Below are 14,934 nucleotides of genomic sequence, written 5' to 3'. Positions count from 1 at the left end.
CGCGAGAATTCTGATTTTTCAGAGTTTCGCGCCCTTTTTCTATTCACTGCAGCCAACCGGCCATTTAACATCGCCAAAGATCATCTTTCCTGAATCGCAGTCTAACAGTTAAAACAACTATTCAGAAAGGATCTTACCATGCTTATTCAATCCGTTTCCCAACTCATCGGCCATACCCCGATGATCGACCTACAAATTAACGTTCCTCACCACAGTCATATTTACGCCAAACTTGAAATGTTTAATCCCGGCGGCAGCATCAAGGACCGCTTGGGTCAGTACATGATTCAAGACGCCATCGACCACGGTAAAGTGACTGAAGGAAAAACCACCATTATTGAACCCACCGCCGGCAATACCGGCATTGGGGTGGCCCTGGCCGCCCAACAGCACCGCTTGCCAACTATCCTCGTCGTCCCTGAAAAGTTTAGTTTTGAAAAACAACAGCTGATGAAGGCTCTCGGGGCGACTCTCATCAACACGCCGAGCGACCAAGGAATCAAAGGCGCCATCCAAAAAGCGCGCGAGTTGGCAGCGAAGACCCCAAACAGTTTTGTGCCGATGCAGTTTGAAAATCCGGCTAATCCGGCGACTTATTACCACACCTTGGCGCCGGAGTTAGTAGCAGACGTCCCTGCTCAAATTAACGCGTTCGTTGCTGGCGCGGGCAGTGGCGGGACATTTGCCGGCATCGCCCGATATCTGAAAGAACAGAATTCAGCAACCCGGACCGTCGTCGTTGAACCCGAAGGCTCCATTCTAAATGGTGGCCCGGCTCATCCCCACAAAACGGAAGGGATTGGTGTCGAATTTATTCCGCCCTTCTTCAAAGACGTCCAAATTGATGAAACCCTCACCATTTCTGACAACGACGCGTTTGATCAGGTTAAACAAATGGCCAAAACACAAGGGCTCTTCATTGGCAGTTCCAGCGGGGCCGCGTTAGCAGCTAGTCTTAAAGTAGCCAATGAATTGCCAGAAAACAGTTCAATCGTCACGGTTTTTCCAGACAGCAGCGAGCGTTACATGAGTGAAAACATTTACAACTAATCAACTTAAATCTAACAACTAAAAAAGTGAGGTCAATGATTATGGAATTTGATACAAAATTAATTCACGGTGGCATCAGCGAAGACAAATACACAGGCGCAACATCAGTCCCAATCTATATGGCATCCACCTTTCATCAACAGAAGATTGGTGAAAACGAATACGAATATTCCCGTTCGGGTAACCCCACCCGGGAAGCGGTTGAAAAATTAATTGCCGATTTGGAAGACGGCACCGCTGGCTTTGCGTTTGCTTCCGGTTCGGCGGCCATCGATACGGTGTTCTCACTATTTTCTGCCGGCGATCATTTCGTCATTGGCAATGACGTCTACGGTGGGACTTTCCGCTTGATTGACGCGGTTTTAAAACGATTCGGCATGACGTTTACCGTCGTTGATACCCGCGACCTGCAAGCCGTTAAAGCCGCCATCACCCCCGCCACAAAGGCCATTTATTTGGAAACCCCGACCAATCCACTGCTGCGGGTAACCGATATCGCTGCCGTCGCTAAAATTGCTAAGGACCGTGGTATTTTAAGCATTATCGACAACACTTTCTCATCGCCATACGTTCAACGGCCCTTAGACCTTGGCGTGGATATCGTTTTGCACAGTGCTTCTAAGTACCTTGGTGGCCATAGTGATCTGGTTGCCGGCCTGGTAGTCACTAAGGATCAAGCCCTTGGCGAAAAAATTGGGTACCTGCAAAATGCCATCGGCGGCATCTTGGCACCCCAGGAGAGCTGGTTATTGCAACGGGGAATGAAGACCCTCTCACTTAGAATGCGGGCTCATTTGGCCAATGCGGAAGCAATCTTCAATTATTTGAAAAATCAGCCGCTGGTCAGCAAAATTTACTATCCTGGCGATCCTAACAATCCGGATTACGAAGTTTCTCAGAAACAGATGCACGGATTTGGCGCAATGATCTCGTTCGAATTACAAGCCGGTCTGGATCCCAAACAATTTGTCGAACAACTTCAAGTTATCACCCTGGCCGAAAGTCTGGGCGCTCTTGAAAGTCTCATCGAAATTCCAGCCTTGATGACTCACGGTTCAATCCCCCGTGACATCCGGCTTAAAAACGGCATCAAGGACGAACTAATCCGCCTGTCAGTCGGCGTTGAGGATCAAAAAGACCTATTAGCCGACCTGGAACGTGGATTCGATCAACTAAAGGGGAGCCATCAAGATGTTTCAAACAGCAAGGTCCATTCTCAAGCGTGATCCGGCCGCTCATAGTCTGCTTCAGGTGATTCTAACGTATCCCGGGGTTCGGGCACTGTTCTGGTATCGGATTGCTCACTTCTTTGCCAGTCATCAACGATTCGTCATAGCTGGCTTAATTAGCCAACACGCCGCTAAAGTTACTGGAATTACAATTGCCCCCGAAGCAACCATCGGCAAACGCGTTTTCATCGATCACGGGGTGGGAACTGTTATTGGCGCAACCGCCATCATCGAAGACGACGTCACCATTCTTCATGGTGTGACATTTGGCACGCGGCGTATGACGGATAAGGGCCGGCGCCACCCTCACGTCAGAAAGGGTGCTTTCATTGGCGCCAATGCCCAGATACTGGGGCCAATCGAGATTGGGCCATACAGCAAGGTTGGCGCCGGTGCCGTTGTGCTGGTAAATGTTCCTAGCCATTTGACCGTCGTTGGCAATCCGGCTACGATTGCCCCACATCCGATTTCAAAAGTCGTTTCCGTTTCCTTTAATCATCAGGTAACAAGATCAAAATAAGGACGATAAAAGGTCATTGACAACCAAATTGCCAATGACCTTTTACATAGTTACTGAAACTTGAAAGCTAATAATCACGCCAAAGGCGTGTGGTTATTGGCTTTTTTGGCAAAAAAATAAACGCAAGCTCTCCTGCGTTGTATACTTTAGTCGACCAAAACCAAGATACAAAGAAGACTTACGTCATGAATATTATAAGACAAAAAAATACAGAAAACGAGCTTCACAATATTGTTCATCAATTTACTTCCCTCATTGGTCTATCTAAACTCACCAAGTTGGTGAATTATCGCCGGAATTCAGAAATCAGCTTGATGAAGGTCATTGAATGGCTGCTCACGACAAAGTTCCTGGGACGCTCGCTTTATCGAGCCCATGAAACACCTAACTTTACCAGTCGCACCGTCAGAAATAATTTGAACGATGGCCGGATCAATTGGCAACGCTTGATTTGTCAAGTTGGGAGTCATTTAATCAAGCATTTACGACCGTTTATTGACCGCCGGCGGCGGTTAGCATTGATCATTGACGATACACTCTTTTCCCGTGAGTACGCCACCCAAACCGAATTACGGGTCTAGAATTTTTGGTGTTGGAAAGTATTTCCATTCCAAAAGTACTAGGCCCTTTTTGATAACAAAAAAGGCATCTAAGCCTCCCTAGTGCTATGCTTTAAGCGACGAAACTCAAGATAAGCGGGGTAGGAATAGATGTCTCAACTAGATAATACACTTAAATTACTGGGAATTACAGACACAAACATTCAGGTGTTCGGTACTCGTGAGGAATTTCATGGTCGGGGCTCGGGTCGCAAAAAGTATTTGGTCATCCAGGCAGAGCTTACCTACACACTCAGGCGCTGTCCCAGCTGTGGATACAATACGTTGCACCCTAACGGACACAAGCTCACTCATGTCCACATTGCAGGACCCATGGACCGGCCCGTAATTCTAGAGCTAAACAAGCAACGCTGGCGTTGTAGTAACTGCCATAGCACTTGTACGGCCACCACTCCAGTGGTATCAACCAACCACGCCATCGGTCACGGACTAGCGACTCATGTGCTGAAGCTAGCCAGTAAATCACTCCCGGCTAAGACTATCGCCAGTCTCACCGGTATTTCGACAAACTCAGTTCAGCGTATTTTGACGGCTAATATTCATCCACACGCGAGCCGCCGGTTACCGATTAATCTATGCTTTGATGAATTCCGTTCCACGCACGGCTCCACGTCGTTTATTTGCATTGACGCCGACACTCACAAATCAGTTAAAGTACTTAGCGACCGCCTTAATAGAACCATCAAACAGTTCTTTCTTAGTCAGTACAGCACCGCAGAACGGGCCGCGGTTCAACGCGTCATCATGGACATGAACGCCTCCTATCAGGCATTCGTGCACGAACTATTCCCTAACGCCGAACTCATTATTGATCGGTTCCACATTATTCAATTAATGGGCCGGACGATGGATACCATTCGCACTCAATGTTTAAAGCAACTCGACAAGCATTCGCGGGAATATAAAGTACTGAAATCACTATGGCGCCTATTCCACAAGGCCAACCCTGACGCACAAAAGAGCCGCTACCTCTTCGGCCTGCTCGACCGAACAGAACGCTATTGATATTGGAACCGATACGTTTCCGGCCTTCAAAACAGCTTATGAAACCTACATCGATCTCCACGATGCTTTGATGGGGCGTCACGCTGATGAACTCAAGAATATCATCACTAACTATCAGCCTAACGGCACGCCCCTAGATACCCATGCATACCCTACGAAAGAATCTTAATGGAGTAATTAACGCCGCCAAATCGTCCTACTCTAACGGACCGATAGAGGGCATCAACCGTAAGATCAAGGAGCTCAAACGTGCTTGTTATGGCTTCTCCAATCAGGCCAATATGTTCACACGCGTCTACCAGCTGATTGCCTAGATTATCTACCACAATAACGTCACGATGGTAGGCTTATTTGTTATGCCTTCAAGTACGATATTCAGACAACACACCAGATTAAACGCCGCAACTAATAAAACAACAAAAAAGATCTCCCACACGAGGAGATCTCCAAAGGATAGAAACTATCCTTCAACACCATTTGACAAACTTCCACAAAAATCGCCGGCCATTAGCTGGTAAACTAATTGGGTTTACCAAGACTGATGACCGGTGATTACAATTATCGTTTTTAAACGGTGCGATGCATACTTCGTTCGATGACTAATAAAATGACGAACCAAACGACTGAACCGATGACTGCCCAACGGTTGACTTGATCAAAGCACAAGACGACCGTCACCGCGATAAAGAAGGCCAAGGTCGCGATGTTGGAAACAGGGAACAGTGGCAGTTTAAACGGATTATGCGTACTGTCAGTGGTTCGTTTGTAAACGTAATGGCACACCAACAAGGCACACCAAACAATGATGAAGTTGGTCGTTGCCACGTTAGAGATCAACGTGAAGACGGTACTTGGAATCACGTAATTCAACGCCACGATCACCAGTAAGATCAATGATGAGAATAACAATGAGCGGGCGGGAACGTTGTAACGATTGACCTTTCCCATCCATTTCGGCGCGTTGTCACCGTGCGCAAGTGTAAATAGTGTTCGACTCGTACTGAAGATGGCACTATTACAAGCCGAGAGCGCCGCGGTCAGAACCACGAAGTTGATAATGCTGGCCGCGGCTTTGATCCCAACGTCGCTGAAAACTTGCACAAAGGGTGACTGACTGGTCGTGATCTGATCCCAAGGATAAATTGCCATGATCACGAATAAAGCGCCCACGTAGAAGAATGAGATTCGAATAGGTAAGCTATTGATGGCCCGTGGTAATTCTTTTTCTGGGTTTTCGGCTTCCCCAGCTGTAATTCCAACCATTTCGATGCCCGTAAACGCAAAGATAACGAGCGAAAACGACATCAAGAAGCCCTGGACACCTGTTGGGAAGAAGCCTCCGTGACTGACCAAATTTGTCACCGAGACCGTTTGCCCACCGACATGGGCCGATGAACCAATCAAGATAGCCCCCGTCACGATCAAAGCAATGATAGCCACCACTTTAATCATCGAAAACCAATATTCTAGTTCGCCAAACGCACTGACGGAGAGCATATTGAATACTAATAAAATCAAAATAATTATTAAGGGTGTCACCCACTGCGGGATCCACGGAAACCAGTAACGAATGTAGATACCACTCGCAGTCAAGTCAGCCATAGCTAAACTGATCCAGCAGAGCCAATAGGTCCACCCAATGGCAAACTCGAAACGTTTACCTAAATATCGATTAATGAATTCTAGAAACGAATGTAAGCGCGTATCCGACAATAATAGCTCGCCCAGTGCTCGCATCATCAAGTAACAGAAGAAACCGCCAATGGCATAAGCCAACAAGATCGACGGCCCCGCCTGTTTGATTGCTGAACCGGATCCTAAAAAGAGCCCGGTTCCAATCGCGCCACCAAGCGCAATCATCTGCACGTGACGGCGTTTTAGTTTACGGGCAAGTTGCTGATTTTCCATATGACCTCAACTTTCCTTTAATCCAATTTGATAATAATTTTCATAAAAATACAGATTTTTTCACGTTCATTCATTTTATGATAAAATAATCCACCGTGCAACTTTTGCCACCGAAGGAAACCGTAAAAAACGGGTTTTAATGGTTCTGATGCGAAGTTTGAAAATCAAACGCGCCCTCTCTGAACTCCAAATATCTTAGGCTGTTATTCCCATTAATACCTTGATTTCAGTAGACACCGAAAAGCCGAAGAGCGTTCCATTTCTTCGGTTCTTTTTATATATTCCTCGAAGGGTCTCCATGCCCTTAATCGTGGAAGAGGCTGTACGGAGACTTTGATAAAATTTATTTCGTCGTTTAATAGGTCGATGGTCTTGTTCTATTAAATTGTTAAGATACTTCACAGTTCGGTGCTCTGTCTTAGTATATAAACCCACACTCTGTAACTTTCTAAAGGCGGAGCCAAGAGAAGGTGCTTTATCGGTCACAATTGCTTTCGGCTCACCAAACTGTTTATGGAGTCGTTTTAAGAAAGCATAGGCTGCTTGCGTATCCCGTTTCTTTCGTAACCAGATATCTAAGGTTAAGCCGTCCGCATCAATTGCACGATAAAGATAATGCCAACGTCCCTTAATTTTGATATAGGTTTCGTCCATTTTCCATGAATAGAAGGATTGTCTATTTTTCTTCTTCCAAAGATAATAGAGGACTTTGCTGTACTCTTGCACCCAACGATAAATCGTAGTATGACAAACATTTATTCCACGATCATATAACAATTCCTGAACTTCACGATAGCTTAGATTGTAACGCAGGTAGTAACCAACAGCGACAATAATGACGTCTTTTTTGAATTGTTTGCCTTTAAAATGATTCATTACTCTGTCCTCTCTGTCTTTTTTCTCAATTTTACACTAAAATAGATTTTTTGGAAAACTTTGCAACAGAACCATATAAAGTACTGAAATCACTATGGCGCCTATTCCACAAGGCCAACCCTGACGCACAAAAGAGCCGCTACCTCTTCGGCCTGAATGAGTACTCGACCGAACAGAACGCTATTGATATTGGAACCGATACGTTTCCGGCCTTCAAAACAGCTTATGAAACCTACATCGATCTCCACGATGCTTTGATGGGGCGTCACGCTGATGAACTCAAGAATATCATCACTAACTATCAGCCTAACGGCACGCCCCTAGATACGGCCATGCATACCCTACGAAAGAATCTTAATGGCGTAATTAACGCCGCCAAATCGTCCTACTCTAACGGACCGATAGAGGGCATCAACCGTAAGATCAAGGAGCTCAAACGTGCTTGTTATGGCTTCTCCAATCAGGCCAATATGTTCACACGCGTCTACCAGCTGATTGCCTAGGGTCCGTCTGAAAACTACTTAAGTAAGATGCAAATTGAGGCAATGTAGACCGTAGCCAGATAAACATGAGCGAGCTTATCATAACGCGTTGCAATCCTACGAAAGTTCTTCAACTGATTGAAGAAGTTCTCAATCAAATGGCGCTCACAATAAACGTGGTAATCACAGGTCCACTTGTCTTTGGTATTTTCCTTTGGCGGAATGGTATAGACGCCTGCTTTATCTTCAATATACTGGCGAAGTTTCGCGGTGCTATAGGCTTTATCCGCGATAATATTTGATTGAGAAATATCGAAGCCTTCCAGCAACTCACTGGCAACTTGGCTATCATGTACTTGACCACCTGTTAGGCGAAAACCCAAGGGATTCCCTAATCCGTCAACGAGTGCGTGAATCTTGGTCGTTCGGCCACCTCGACTTAGTCCAATAGCTTGATTTTCGACCATACATTCGGCGTTTTTTTGCCCCAGTGGCCTTTTGATGCGCTCGAACGATCGTTGAATCTAAGCTCAAGTTTTCCATGTCGGGATCGTCAATCAATTCGAGAAAAACCTGTTCGAACAAGCCTGAACTTACCCAGGCTCGGAAGCGACTATACACCGTTTTCCAAGAGCCATAGCGTTCAGGTAGATCACGCCAAGGAGCCCCGCTGCGCATGAGCCAGAGGATAGCGTTGAGGGCGGTACGGTTGTCTAGGCTTGATGGACGGCCAGTCCGGTATGGCGGGAAGTATCCTTTGATTCGGTCCCACTGAGCATCTTCCAGTTCGTATCGTTTAGGTGTTGTCATCGGAATGCCTCGATTCGTTTTTCCTCAGATTGTACCTGAATTTTAAGTTTTCAGACAGTCCCTAATAAAACAACAAAAAAGATCTCCCACACGAGGAGATCTCCAAAGGATAGAAACTATCCTTCAACACCATTTGACAAACTTCCCAAAAGATCAGCTCCTAAAAGATGTGTTTGTGGTAAACATCATTTTATAGGAAGCTGATCTTTTTTGTCCGAACAGCGTTCGGATTAATTTTACAATCTACCAATAAGCGTGAAACTTTTTCGGCTAGTTTTCCATTGCTCGCCACTGCTTCGTTATTGGTTTCGGCATAGGTTCTAAAAGCCATTAACATTTTTAACTCCGCTTCTCGCTGATCCTGCATCGATTTTTCTAACGGTGCCGCATAGCTTTCAACATATTCTTGTTGTAACGCGTCACGCAACAACTGTCGACAATACGCTGACCGATCTGCATACCCCCGTTCCTTCGCAAAACTTTGGAGATCCGCTAACTCTTTTTCTGTTAATCCGCGAATGTAAAGTGGTGTTTGCTGACTCATTTAACCCGCTCCTTTCGATATGAAATGTGCCGCTATTTTAAGCTGGCAAACGACTCAATTTTTAATCCAACTTTCTACATCTGTCAGAACCCACTCAACCCCCGGTTCAAAAAGACAACAGGATAAGGGGAGCTGCTAGCACCTACGGTGCTAGGCCGACAGTGTCGGCGCTCAGCGGGCTTGCTGCGATTGCTCATTATTGGAAACTAAATATGCTTTTTGTCCTTAAATTGGAAACTGACTAACAAAAAAGTAACCTAAATTGGAAACTGACTAACACCGACAAATCAAAAAATCACCCGACAAAATTAAAAAAAGAGGCACTTACTTCTGATAAATCTGAGTCTTTCCGGGTTTTGGTAGCTGGTAACTACCGTCATTAATTGCCGTTTGTTTCTTCTGCATATAGGCAATTTCAGTTTGCCGTTTTTCAATATCTTTTTGGGCTTCACTAATATTCGTCCGTTGCGTATCCTGGTCACTACGAATATCTGAAATGCCGCTCAACGTGTCTTGCCGCTGTGAATCTGTTTCATATTTTAAGTCCTTTTGTCGCATGGTGATCTTTTGATTATCGGTTTTAATGGCGGCTTGAGCGACTTGAATCACTTGTTTATTTTGCTTGATTTTTTGTTGTTGCTTTTCAATTTCTTTGTTGATTGCCGTTATCGCATACTGCTTAGCGCTCAACTTCTCTAAGTTATGATTGTCCAAACTTGGATGATTTTTTAGCACTAACTGCGCTGATCCACCCTTGGTGATCTTACCATTAGCGCCCACCGTTTTATCTCGATTCTCCACCGTAATTTGAATGGCACCGAAGTTATCATCCAGATGGTCGACAATCAAAACATAATGATTCGTGGTCGTTGGCACCACTTGATAACTGGCACTTTCTTGTCCCACCGTTTTAATATACCAATCTAAATCACTAGGTAATATTGAAGCCTCTGTGGCATCGTCATTGTCCCCCGTAATATGAAATTGCATCACTAAGCGCTGCGTTTTCGAACTATATTGACGCGCTGTCAGTGCAACACCAGGGCCACTACTATCATCACTATCACCAGTATTTGAAGTCGAAAAACTAACCGCGGAATTCAATGGTGTCTCATCAACATTGGCAAACGTTGGTGCAAACTTGATACTGCCGAGTAACCCCCCACAGATCAATATAAAAAGGCCCAAACCAATAATCCTGCGACGACGTGCTGATTCACGCCACCAGAACCACAGCTCTTTTAGTCGCCTCATTTAGCGTCACCTCTTAACATCAATTGATCAATTTTGGCTGGATTAGTCGTTCGAACTTTCAAAAAAACACCCGTTTCTTTCTGCCTACTTGACTTCACTTGGGCCTCATTGCGGTTTACCTGACGCTTAATTTGCTGACAATAACGACAACCCGGCCGATAAAATAACAACACAATTCTTCGACTGGTCTTACGCGATAACGTGCGTTGAATGGTAACGGGTGACGATTCAACATACTCTTTATTCTCCACTCGATTTCTCACCAAAATCCCCGTCAAAAATCCCATCACGATTACACTACCTGCAATCAACGTCACGACTTGCCAGCGCTTTAATCTGCTTTTTTTCATGCTCACTTCTCCATTACTGTATGGACCACTTCTACCAACACCATTAGAATAATCAAAATCAAAATTTGATCAGCCACTCCGTCCCAAAACCAACCAAAGTGCTTACGGGTTTGATCGAATGTGGTTGTAGAGGGTAATTTTCTCGTTGTTCGTCCCCCCCGTCGCCGTTGAAAATGAGATCGATCTGGTAGCTTTTCGAGAGTAACAAACTTGTCTCCTGACTGATTAACTGCCATTAGTCCACCTCCGAGGTTAGCCCCGTCGCTAACACATCCAACTGCGAAATCACCACTACCAGACTGCCTTGATGACTACCAAGATGACCCGTTATGCCTACCGTCTGCCCAGATTCAAGGGCGTTAACTGTCCGATAGAGCGGCTCATTTAATTGGCCGTGAATCAAACAAACGACCTGTTTTTGAGTCCCAATCTGTAAGTCAAATCTGGCCGTAAATCGGGCTTTATTCTTAGGTTCAAAAATTGGTTTTGTGACCACCGTTCCGGTTAATTCCAGTCGATTGACCCGACGGTCAACGTGGGGAACTGTTCCCACGTCTCGAATCAAATACCGTAACCCTTCAGCTACCCGTAACCGAACTTTTGATAAAGCCAATGGAATTCGCTGCACAATAATGGGTAACTCAGTTGCCTTAATTTGTCCTTTCACCTTGTTAATTTGGTCATTAGAGGCACTATCAATCACCACCCCTGCCAAGAGCACGGGGACACCCGGAACAGCTACCAACACCCCATCACGTGACAATAAATGATCTGATCGATCTAACACCACGCGACAAACCATTGGATCGTCCGCCTGATCTAAACTAAACAGCTGCACAACCACCCAAGTTGCCGGCTTATTTTCCAAATCACTCATGCCAATGCCTCCAATAATTGTGGTGAAATACTCGTCACTTGCCCTTTCAAACTCACGATGCGATAAGTATCTTGATCTCCGGTTTCCAGTTTGTGCTGACGCAACCACTGAAAAGCCAAACCCTCAGTCACAAATAATTGACCAACAAGAGTCCCCGCATCAATATCAATTAAGCCGTATGTCATGTTCTTTTCCTCCTCCACTGATTTCTGAATTAAGCCCTTAACCACGGTATGGATGAGCCAAATCGTCATGTAAAACTTGCCCATTTTCAATCAACTTATCGGCCATTTCTGTCAGCCCTTGAACCAACGAACTCTCATCGGGCAACATTGTCGTATCAAGGCGGTTCCGCAGCATCGCAAAATTATCTAGGAGTTCATTAATCGACTTGACCATCTTCTGAACTTCGCGTATTTGCGCATTCTGTTTCAACATATTTTGCCGTTTGACCTCAAGATCGTTCAGATCAGCCTTAATTTCTTCCTGATCAGCCTTAGCTTTTTCCAATTCCAATTCATAAGCCAACCGTTGATTGTGATCATCCACAGCGTCATCAACCAACTTTTGTAAATCCGCAATCTTCTCATTAGCGGCTTTCAAATCAGCCTTCGTATCTCGATAATCAGCTGGTTCAACCTCAACTTGTTTAATATCTGGATCACGCTGTTGTAACTTCGTCACTTGAGCTTGCAGCTTTTGAGCTTTCTTATCCGCTTGCGTTAGCAACGTCTGATTCGCCATATTCTCAGAGTAAGCCGCGGCCAATTTACGCTTCGTTTCCCGTAACTCGCGAACCGTCATCTCATCAGGCTTCTTAGTTTCACCCGAATCAAGTTGTTGGGGGTTGTCGCGCTCTTCAGGCGGCATAGTCGCAATCTCATAAAGAGCTTTCCAACCCAAATCAGTACTCGAGTACCGATTTGGAAGCTCAGATGCTATCTTTACAAATCGTTGTGCTGTAGTCGGATTCATATTGACTGATTCTTTAAGCCATTTCATGTACTCTCCATGTGCCAAATCATTCTCTTTCACCCACTTCAAACGCCGACCAATTTCAAAAATTGCCTGGCCCCCAATTGATTGATACGCCTTAATCTCCGTCGTCACAGTGGTCAAATTATGGCTCAACTCAACTGCACTCGTTTCCTCAGCTTGTGACGTAATATCACGCCTTCCCGCATTCTCCATGTCCTTTACCTCCTTGAACTAGTCAACAACCACAACCATTTATCTAAGCGCCGTTGATTTACTTGTCAGGACACAAAAAGAGGGGCCCCACGCGCTAGCGTGAGACCCCCCGACTTAAGTACAGCGTCAGTATTGTCTTGTTTTGATTGAACCCACCAAACCCACTTAACCCGTTAATCACGCGTTAAAACTAACCATCAACCAGTATTCTCTCGAATTCGTAAATAAGAGTATCGTAAGAACGACCTAGCAATGATATAATGGTTTTGGCATGGCCTATCGTTTCCAAGACGTGCCAGGCTGTGTCAGGAGGGCAACGGTCGCTAACGTGTCTGATCACGTTATGCGGCACCAACTTCGCCATCTTGTCAAGAATTGGCGTTCTTGACAAGACTTTGGGAGCTGGTCCCTCTTTTTTGTGCCCTGATAAATAAATCAACAGGCACTGTGCTATTTACTATACAACTTTAAAATAGCACAGTCAGACAATACTGACACAAAAAATAATAAAACTATTAAGTTTGCCATATCAAGAACATACGTTCCCTTTTGGCTGACTATAGTTTACCGCACTTCCTAAAATTTGCCAAGCTATTTTTGTGAGTCCCCACACAAGACCCCTAAGTAGCAATACCCTCACACAGCAACAAGCCTATATTAGATATATACCTATGGCAATTGATAGCAGCACTTTTCACCCCGTCCTTCGCCTCGCCTCCATTTCCCACGGTGGCTCTGAATCACCACTCACCGCTTGCATCTCAGTTAAAGTGCCAACTGTTGGCTCATACCCATTTGGTCCTACAGTAGGAACTAGGGTGGTTAAATACCCAGTCCACGCTTGACTTTGAGCCTGACGGCTCACCATAGCCGACTTAAATAACATGGTCACCGTCGTCAATAAAGTCGGCTGGTTACCACGCTGGACCTGCTTCAATTGCGAAGTTGCTTGTAATTGCTTCATAACCCGATTCAAACTCGCCGGAGAAATCCCTAACTCAGCTTGAATTTGACGCGTTGACATGGCTACCGAAGCAGCAGAACCACCCATTCGATTAATCAACGCAAGCACATCGTTACGCCATTCATGGGCATGGCTGTATTGCCGTTCGGCACGTGGCTTAGCAAATTTATGCCAGCCAATCCCCACAACGACTTTACCTGAAAAATTAGGCACCCATTGATCCAATAGTCCTTGAACATAACTCAGTGCGGCCCCTCGATAGTCACCTGAATAAGCGTCTCTGACGCACTGTACAACTTCGCGATCGACCAATGGGTCATGTAAATTTGAATTAAAGACGTCAAGCACGTCTCTCGCACGCTGCTGAGAAATTTTAGACTGATACATCGCTAAAGCTAACGTCAAAACCGTGTTGTGACGGGCTAAACCTTGACCTGATTTGACTGTTGTCACTTTCAATAAGGCTTTAAACCAAGCTTGATCAACCTGACGGCCCTCATCAGAAGACAATGAAATCACCTGATCTCCCATTTGGTCCGTGACGGGAACTTGAGCAGCATAATACTGTGACCACTTCATCAGAGCGCTCACCTGGATCAACATATTAGCATCAAAAAAAATCAGATTATCCTGACGCGGAATTCGGAAAATGCCAAAATTATTGCAGCCCACATCGACCCCAGTAACCCGTTGTTGAATCCACTGCCGCACAAAACTAGACATTTTCTGGGCCGCTTTCAAAACTGGAAACTGGCCGCGCTTCTTCCGTAAAAACATAGGCTGATCAAAAACGTAGTAGATATGGAACCCCTTCGCAGTCCGCAAAATCATCGTGGGAATGAATAAGTCGGCAACCGTGACCGCACCCAAAACTTCCCGCTCCCGAGCATCGCGTTCTTGCGCGTCAGCAAAATCAATATCAACGACCAAGGTATTAATCTGAGCTAAGTTAGCTTCTCGGTGACCACGAACGCTCCCCCTGTTCTGCGTGTAGCCCAGCCAGTTAAAGGTGTTAGGTGTCCAGTGAGTCATCCGATCAGCAATGGCCTCCAGGCCTTCAAAAGAGGTGATAACCACACCATGGGCTTTTTGCATGGAATCCTTACTGCTGAAGAGCGCAATGGCCCCCTTCTTTGTAGGGGTTTCCATCACTTGTCCGGCAATATTAAAACTACTATTTTTAACTTTATATGTATGTAGTGAATCGTGTAATACCAGTCTTTGTGCAGCCTGAACCGTCTTTAAATCGTACAT

The 14,934-nt window shown here is 45.4% G+C and carries 15 protein-coding genes and 2 pseudogenes; 6 read left to right on the top strand and 11 right to left on the bottom strand.

What is annotated here, in order from left to right; translation table 11 throughout:
* Window positions 1–138 precede the first annotated feature (138 nt).
* The 5 genes and pseudogenes from AB3Y94_RS13405 (at window position 139) to AB3Y94_RS13385 (ending at window position 4,738) form a co-directional block, all read left to right on the top strand.
* The gene (locus AB3Y94_RS13405) at window positions 139–1,050 is read left to right on the top strand and encodes a PLP-dependent cysteine synthase family protein (RefSeq protein WP_014919551.1); all 912 of its coding nucleotides are present in this window, start codon (window positions 139–141) and stop codon (window positions 1,048–1,050) included.
* Window positions 1,051–1,091: 41 nt separating this feature from the next.
* Entirely contained in the window at window positions 1,092–2,276 is a 1,185-nt protein-coding gene (locus tag AB3Y94_RS13400; protein WP_367296628.1) for a PLP-dependent aspartate aminotransferase family protein, read from the top strand.
* Window positions 2,242–2,799 (top strand): serine O-acetyltransferase EpsC, encoded by a 558-nt coding sequence (gene epsC, locus AB3Y94_RS13395; RefSeq protein WP_003590051.1) that lies wholly within the window; start codon window positions 2,242–2,244, stop codon window positions 2,797–2,799. Before AB3Y94_RS13400 ends, epsC begins: the two co-directional genes overlap by 35 nt.
* 185 nt (window positions 2,800–2,984) lie before the next feature.
* Complete coding sequence (locus AB3Y94_RS13390; protein ID WP_229566112.1) at window positions 2,985–3,380, top strand: hypothetical protein; 396 nt, start codon at window positions 2,985–2,987, stop codon at window positions 3,378–3,380.
* Between the two features lie 129 nt (window positions 3,381–3,509).
* Window positions 3,510–4,738 (top strand): annotated as a pseudogene (locus tag AB3Y94_RS13385) (ISL3 family transposase).
* A gap of 253 nt (window positions 4,739–4,991) precedes the next feature.
* Here the strand turns inward: AB3Y94_RS13385 and AB3Y94_RS13380 are convergent.
* Both AB3Y94_RS13380 and AB3Y94_RS13375 read right to left on the bottom strand, forming a co-directional pair.
* Window positions 4,992–6,332, bottom strand: a complete 1,341-nt coding sequence (locus tag AB3Y94_RS13380; protein ID WP_015825582.1) for an amino acid permease — start codon at window positions 6,330–6,332, stop codon at window positions 4,992–4,994.
* Between the two features lie 195 nt (window positions 6,333–6,527).
* Window positions 6,528–7,208, bottom strand: coding sequence for an IS6-like element ISS1N family transposase (locus AB3Y94_RS13375; protein WP_043737811.1), 681 nt, complete (start codon window positions 7,206–7,208; stop codon window positions 6,528–6,530).
* A 74-nt stretch (window positions 7,209–7,282) separates the two neighbouring features.
* Between AB3Y94_RS13375 and AB3Y94_RS13370 the strand changes: the two are divergent.
* Window positions 7,283–7,711 (top strand): annotated as a pseudogene (locus AB3Y94_RS13370) (transposase); the annotation flags it as partial.
* A gap of 14 nt (window positions 7,712–7,725) precedes the next feature.
* Here AB3Y94_RS13370 and AB3Y94_RS13365 read toward each other — a convergent pair.
* The 9 genes from AB3Y94_RS13365 to AB3Y94_RS13325 form a co-directional block, all read right to left on the bottom strand.
* Window positions 7,726–8,500 (bottom strand): IS5-like element ISLpl3 family transposase gene (locus AB3Y94_RS13365; protein ID WP_367296627.1). Its coding sequence is split into 2 segments (ribosomal slippage): window positions 7,726–8,173 and window positions 8,172–8,500, totalling 777 coding nucleotides; the frame shifts between segments, so codons are not numbered across the junction.
* Window positions 8,501–8,690: 190 nt separating this feature from the next.
* Window positions 8,691–9,044 (bottom strand): ribbon-helix-helix domain-containing protein, encoded by a 354-nt coding sequence (locus tag AB3Y94_RS13360; RefSeq protein WP_367296626.1) that lies wholly within the window; start codon window positions 9,042–9,044, stop codon window positions 8,691–8,693.
* A 324-nt stretch (window positions 9,045–9,368) separates the two neighbouring features.
* Complete coding sequence (locus tag AB3Y94_RS13355; RefSeq protein ID WP_367296625.1) at window positions 9,369–10,298, bottom strand: hypothetical protein; 930 nt, start codon at window positions 10,296–10,298, stop codon at window positions 9,369–9,371.
* Window positions 10,295–10,648, bottom strand: coding sequence for a hypothetical protein (locus AB3Y94_RS13350; RefSeq protein WP_367296624.1), 354 nt, complete (start codon window positions 10,646–10,648; stop codon window positions 10,295–10,297). The genes AB3Y94_RS13355 and AB3Y94_RS13350 overlap by 4 nt, the downstream gene beginning before the upstream one ends.
* Before the next feature lie 2 nt (window positions 10,649–10,650).
* The gene (locus tag AB3Y94_RS13345; protein WP_251954323.1) at window positions 10,651–10,884 is read right to left on the bottom strand and encodes a hypothetical protein; all 234 of its coding nucleotides are present in this window, start codon (window positions 10,882–10,884) and stop codon (window positions 10,651–10,653) included.
* The gene (locus AB3Y94_RS13340; RefSeq protein WP_367296623.1) at window positions 10,884–11,525 is read right to left on the bottom strand and encodes a hypothetical protein; all 642 of its coding nucleotides are present in this window, start codon (window positions 11,523–11,525) and stop codon (window positions 10,884–10,886) included. Before AB3Y94_RS13340 ends, AB3Y94_RS13345 begins: the two co-directional genes overlap by 1 nt.
* On the bottom strand, window positions 11,522–11,710 hold the full coding sequence (locus AB3Y94_RS13335; protein ID WP_042255311.1) for a hypothetical protein: 189 nt from the start codon (window positions 11,708–11,710) through the stop codon (window positions 11,522–11,524). Before AB3Y94_RS13335 ends, AB3Y94_RS13340 begins: the two co-directional genes overlap by 4 nt.
* A 37-nt stretch (window positions 11,711–11,747) precedes the next feature.
* Window positions 11,748–12,716 (bottom strand): DUF3102 domain-containing protein, encoded by a 969-nt coding sequence (locus tag AB3Y94_RS13330; protein WP_367296622.1) that lies wholly within the window; start codon window positions 12,714–12,716, stop codon window positions 11,748–11,750.
* Window positions 12,717–13,410: 694 nt separating this feature from the next.
* The coding region (locus tag AB3Y94_RS13325) for a primase C-terminal domain-containing protein (RefSeq protein ID WP_367296621.1) at window positions 13,411–14,934 on the bottom strand (1,524 nt) is incomplete at its 5' end.

The sequence above is a fragment of the Levilactobacillus yonginensis genome (assembly GCF_964065165.1).
Taxonomy (GTDB): Bacteria; Bacillota; Bacilli; order Lactobacillales; family Lactobacillaceae; genus Levilactobacillus; species Levilactobacillus yonginensis_A.
Note: the sequence above shows the minus strand (reverse complement) of the source record. Positions and strands in the feature narration are given on the sequence as shown.

What these genes read in the sequence shown, in the direction of transcription:
- AB3Y94_RS13355 (WP_367296625.1), bottom strand. Translation starts at nt 10,298, where the DNA reads ATGAGGCGACTAAAAGAGCTGTGGTTCTGGTGGCGTGAATCAGCACGT.
- AB3Y94_RS13375 (WP_043737811.1), bottom strand. Translation starts at nt 7,208, where the DNA reads ATGAATCATTTTAAAGGCAAACAATTCAAAAAAGACGTCATTATTGTC.
- AB3Y94_RS13350 (WP_367296624.1), bottom strand. Translation starts at nt 10,648, where the DNA reads ATGAAAAAAAGCAGATTAAAGCGCTGGCAAGTCGTGACGTTGATTGCA.
- AB3Y94_RS13390 (WP_229566112.1), top strand. Translation starts at nt 2,985, where the DNA reads ATGAATATTATAAGACAAAAAAATACAGAAAACGAGCTTCACAATATT.
- epsC (WP_003590051.1), top strand. Translation starts at nt 2,242, where the DNA reads ATGTTTCAAACAGCAAGGTCCATTCTCAAGCGTGATCCGGCCGCTCAT.
- AB3Y94_RS13360 (WP_367296626.1), bottom strand. Translation starts at nt 9,044, where the DNA reads ATGAGTCAGCAAACACCACTTTACATTCGCGGATTAACAGAAAAAGAG.
- AB3Y94_RS13345 (WP_251954323.1), bottom strand. Translation starts at nt 10,884, where the DNA reads ATGGCAGTTAATCAGTCAGGAGACAAGTTTGTTACTCTCGAAAAGCTA.
- AB3Y94_RS13400 (WP_367296628.1), top strand. Translation starts at nt 1,092, where the DNA reads ATGGAATTTGATACAAAATTAATTCACGGTGGCATCAGCGAAGACAAA.
- AB3Y94_RS13330 (WP_367296622.1), bottom strand. Translation starts at nt 12,716, where the DNA reads ATGGAGAATGCGGGAAGGCGTGATATTACGTCACAAGCTGAGGAAACG.
- AB3Y94_RS13380 (WP_015825582.1), bottom strand. Translation starts at nt 6,332, where the DNA reads ATGGAAAATCAGCAACTTGCCCGTAAACTAAAACGCCGTCACGTGCAG.
- AB3Y94_RS13335 (WP_042255311.1), bottom strand. Translation starts at nt 11,710, where the DNA reads ATGACATACGGCTTAATTGATATTGATGCGGGGACTCTTGTTGGTCAA.
- AB3Y94_RS13340 (WP_367296623.1), bottom strand. Translation starts at nt 11,525, where the DNA reads ATGAGTGATTTGGAAAATAAGCCGGCAACTTGGGTGGTTGTGCAGCTG.
- AB3Y94_RS13405 (WP_014919551.1), top strand. Translation starts at nt 139, where the DNA reads ATGCTTATTCAATCCGTTTCCCAACTCATCGGCCATACCCCGATGATC.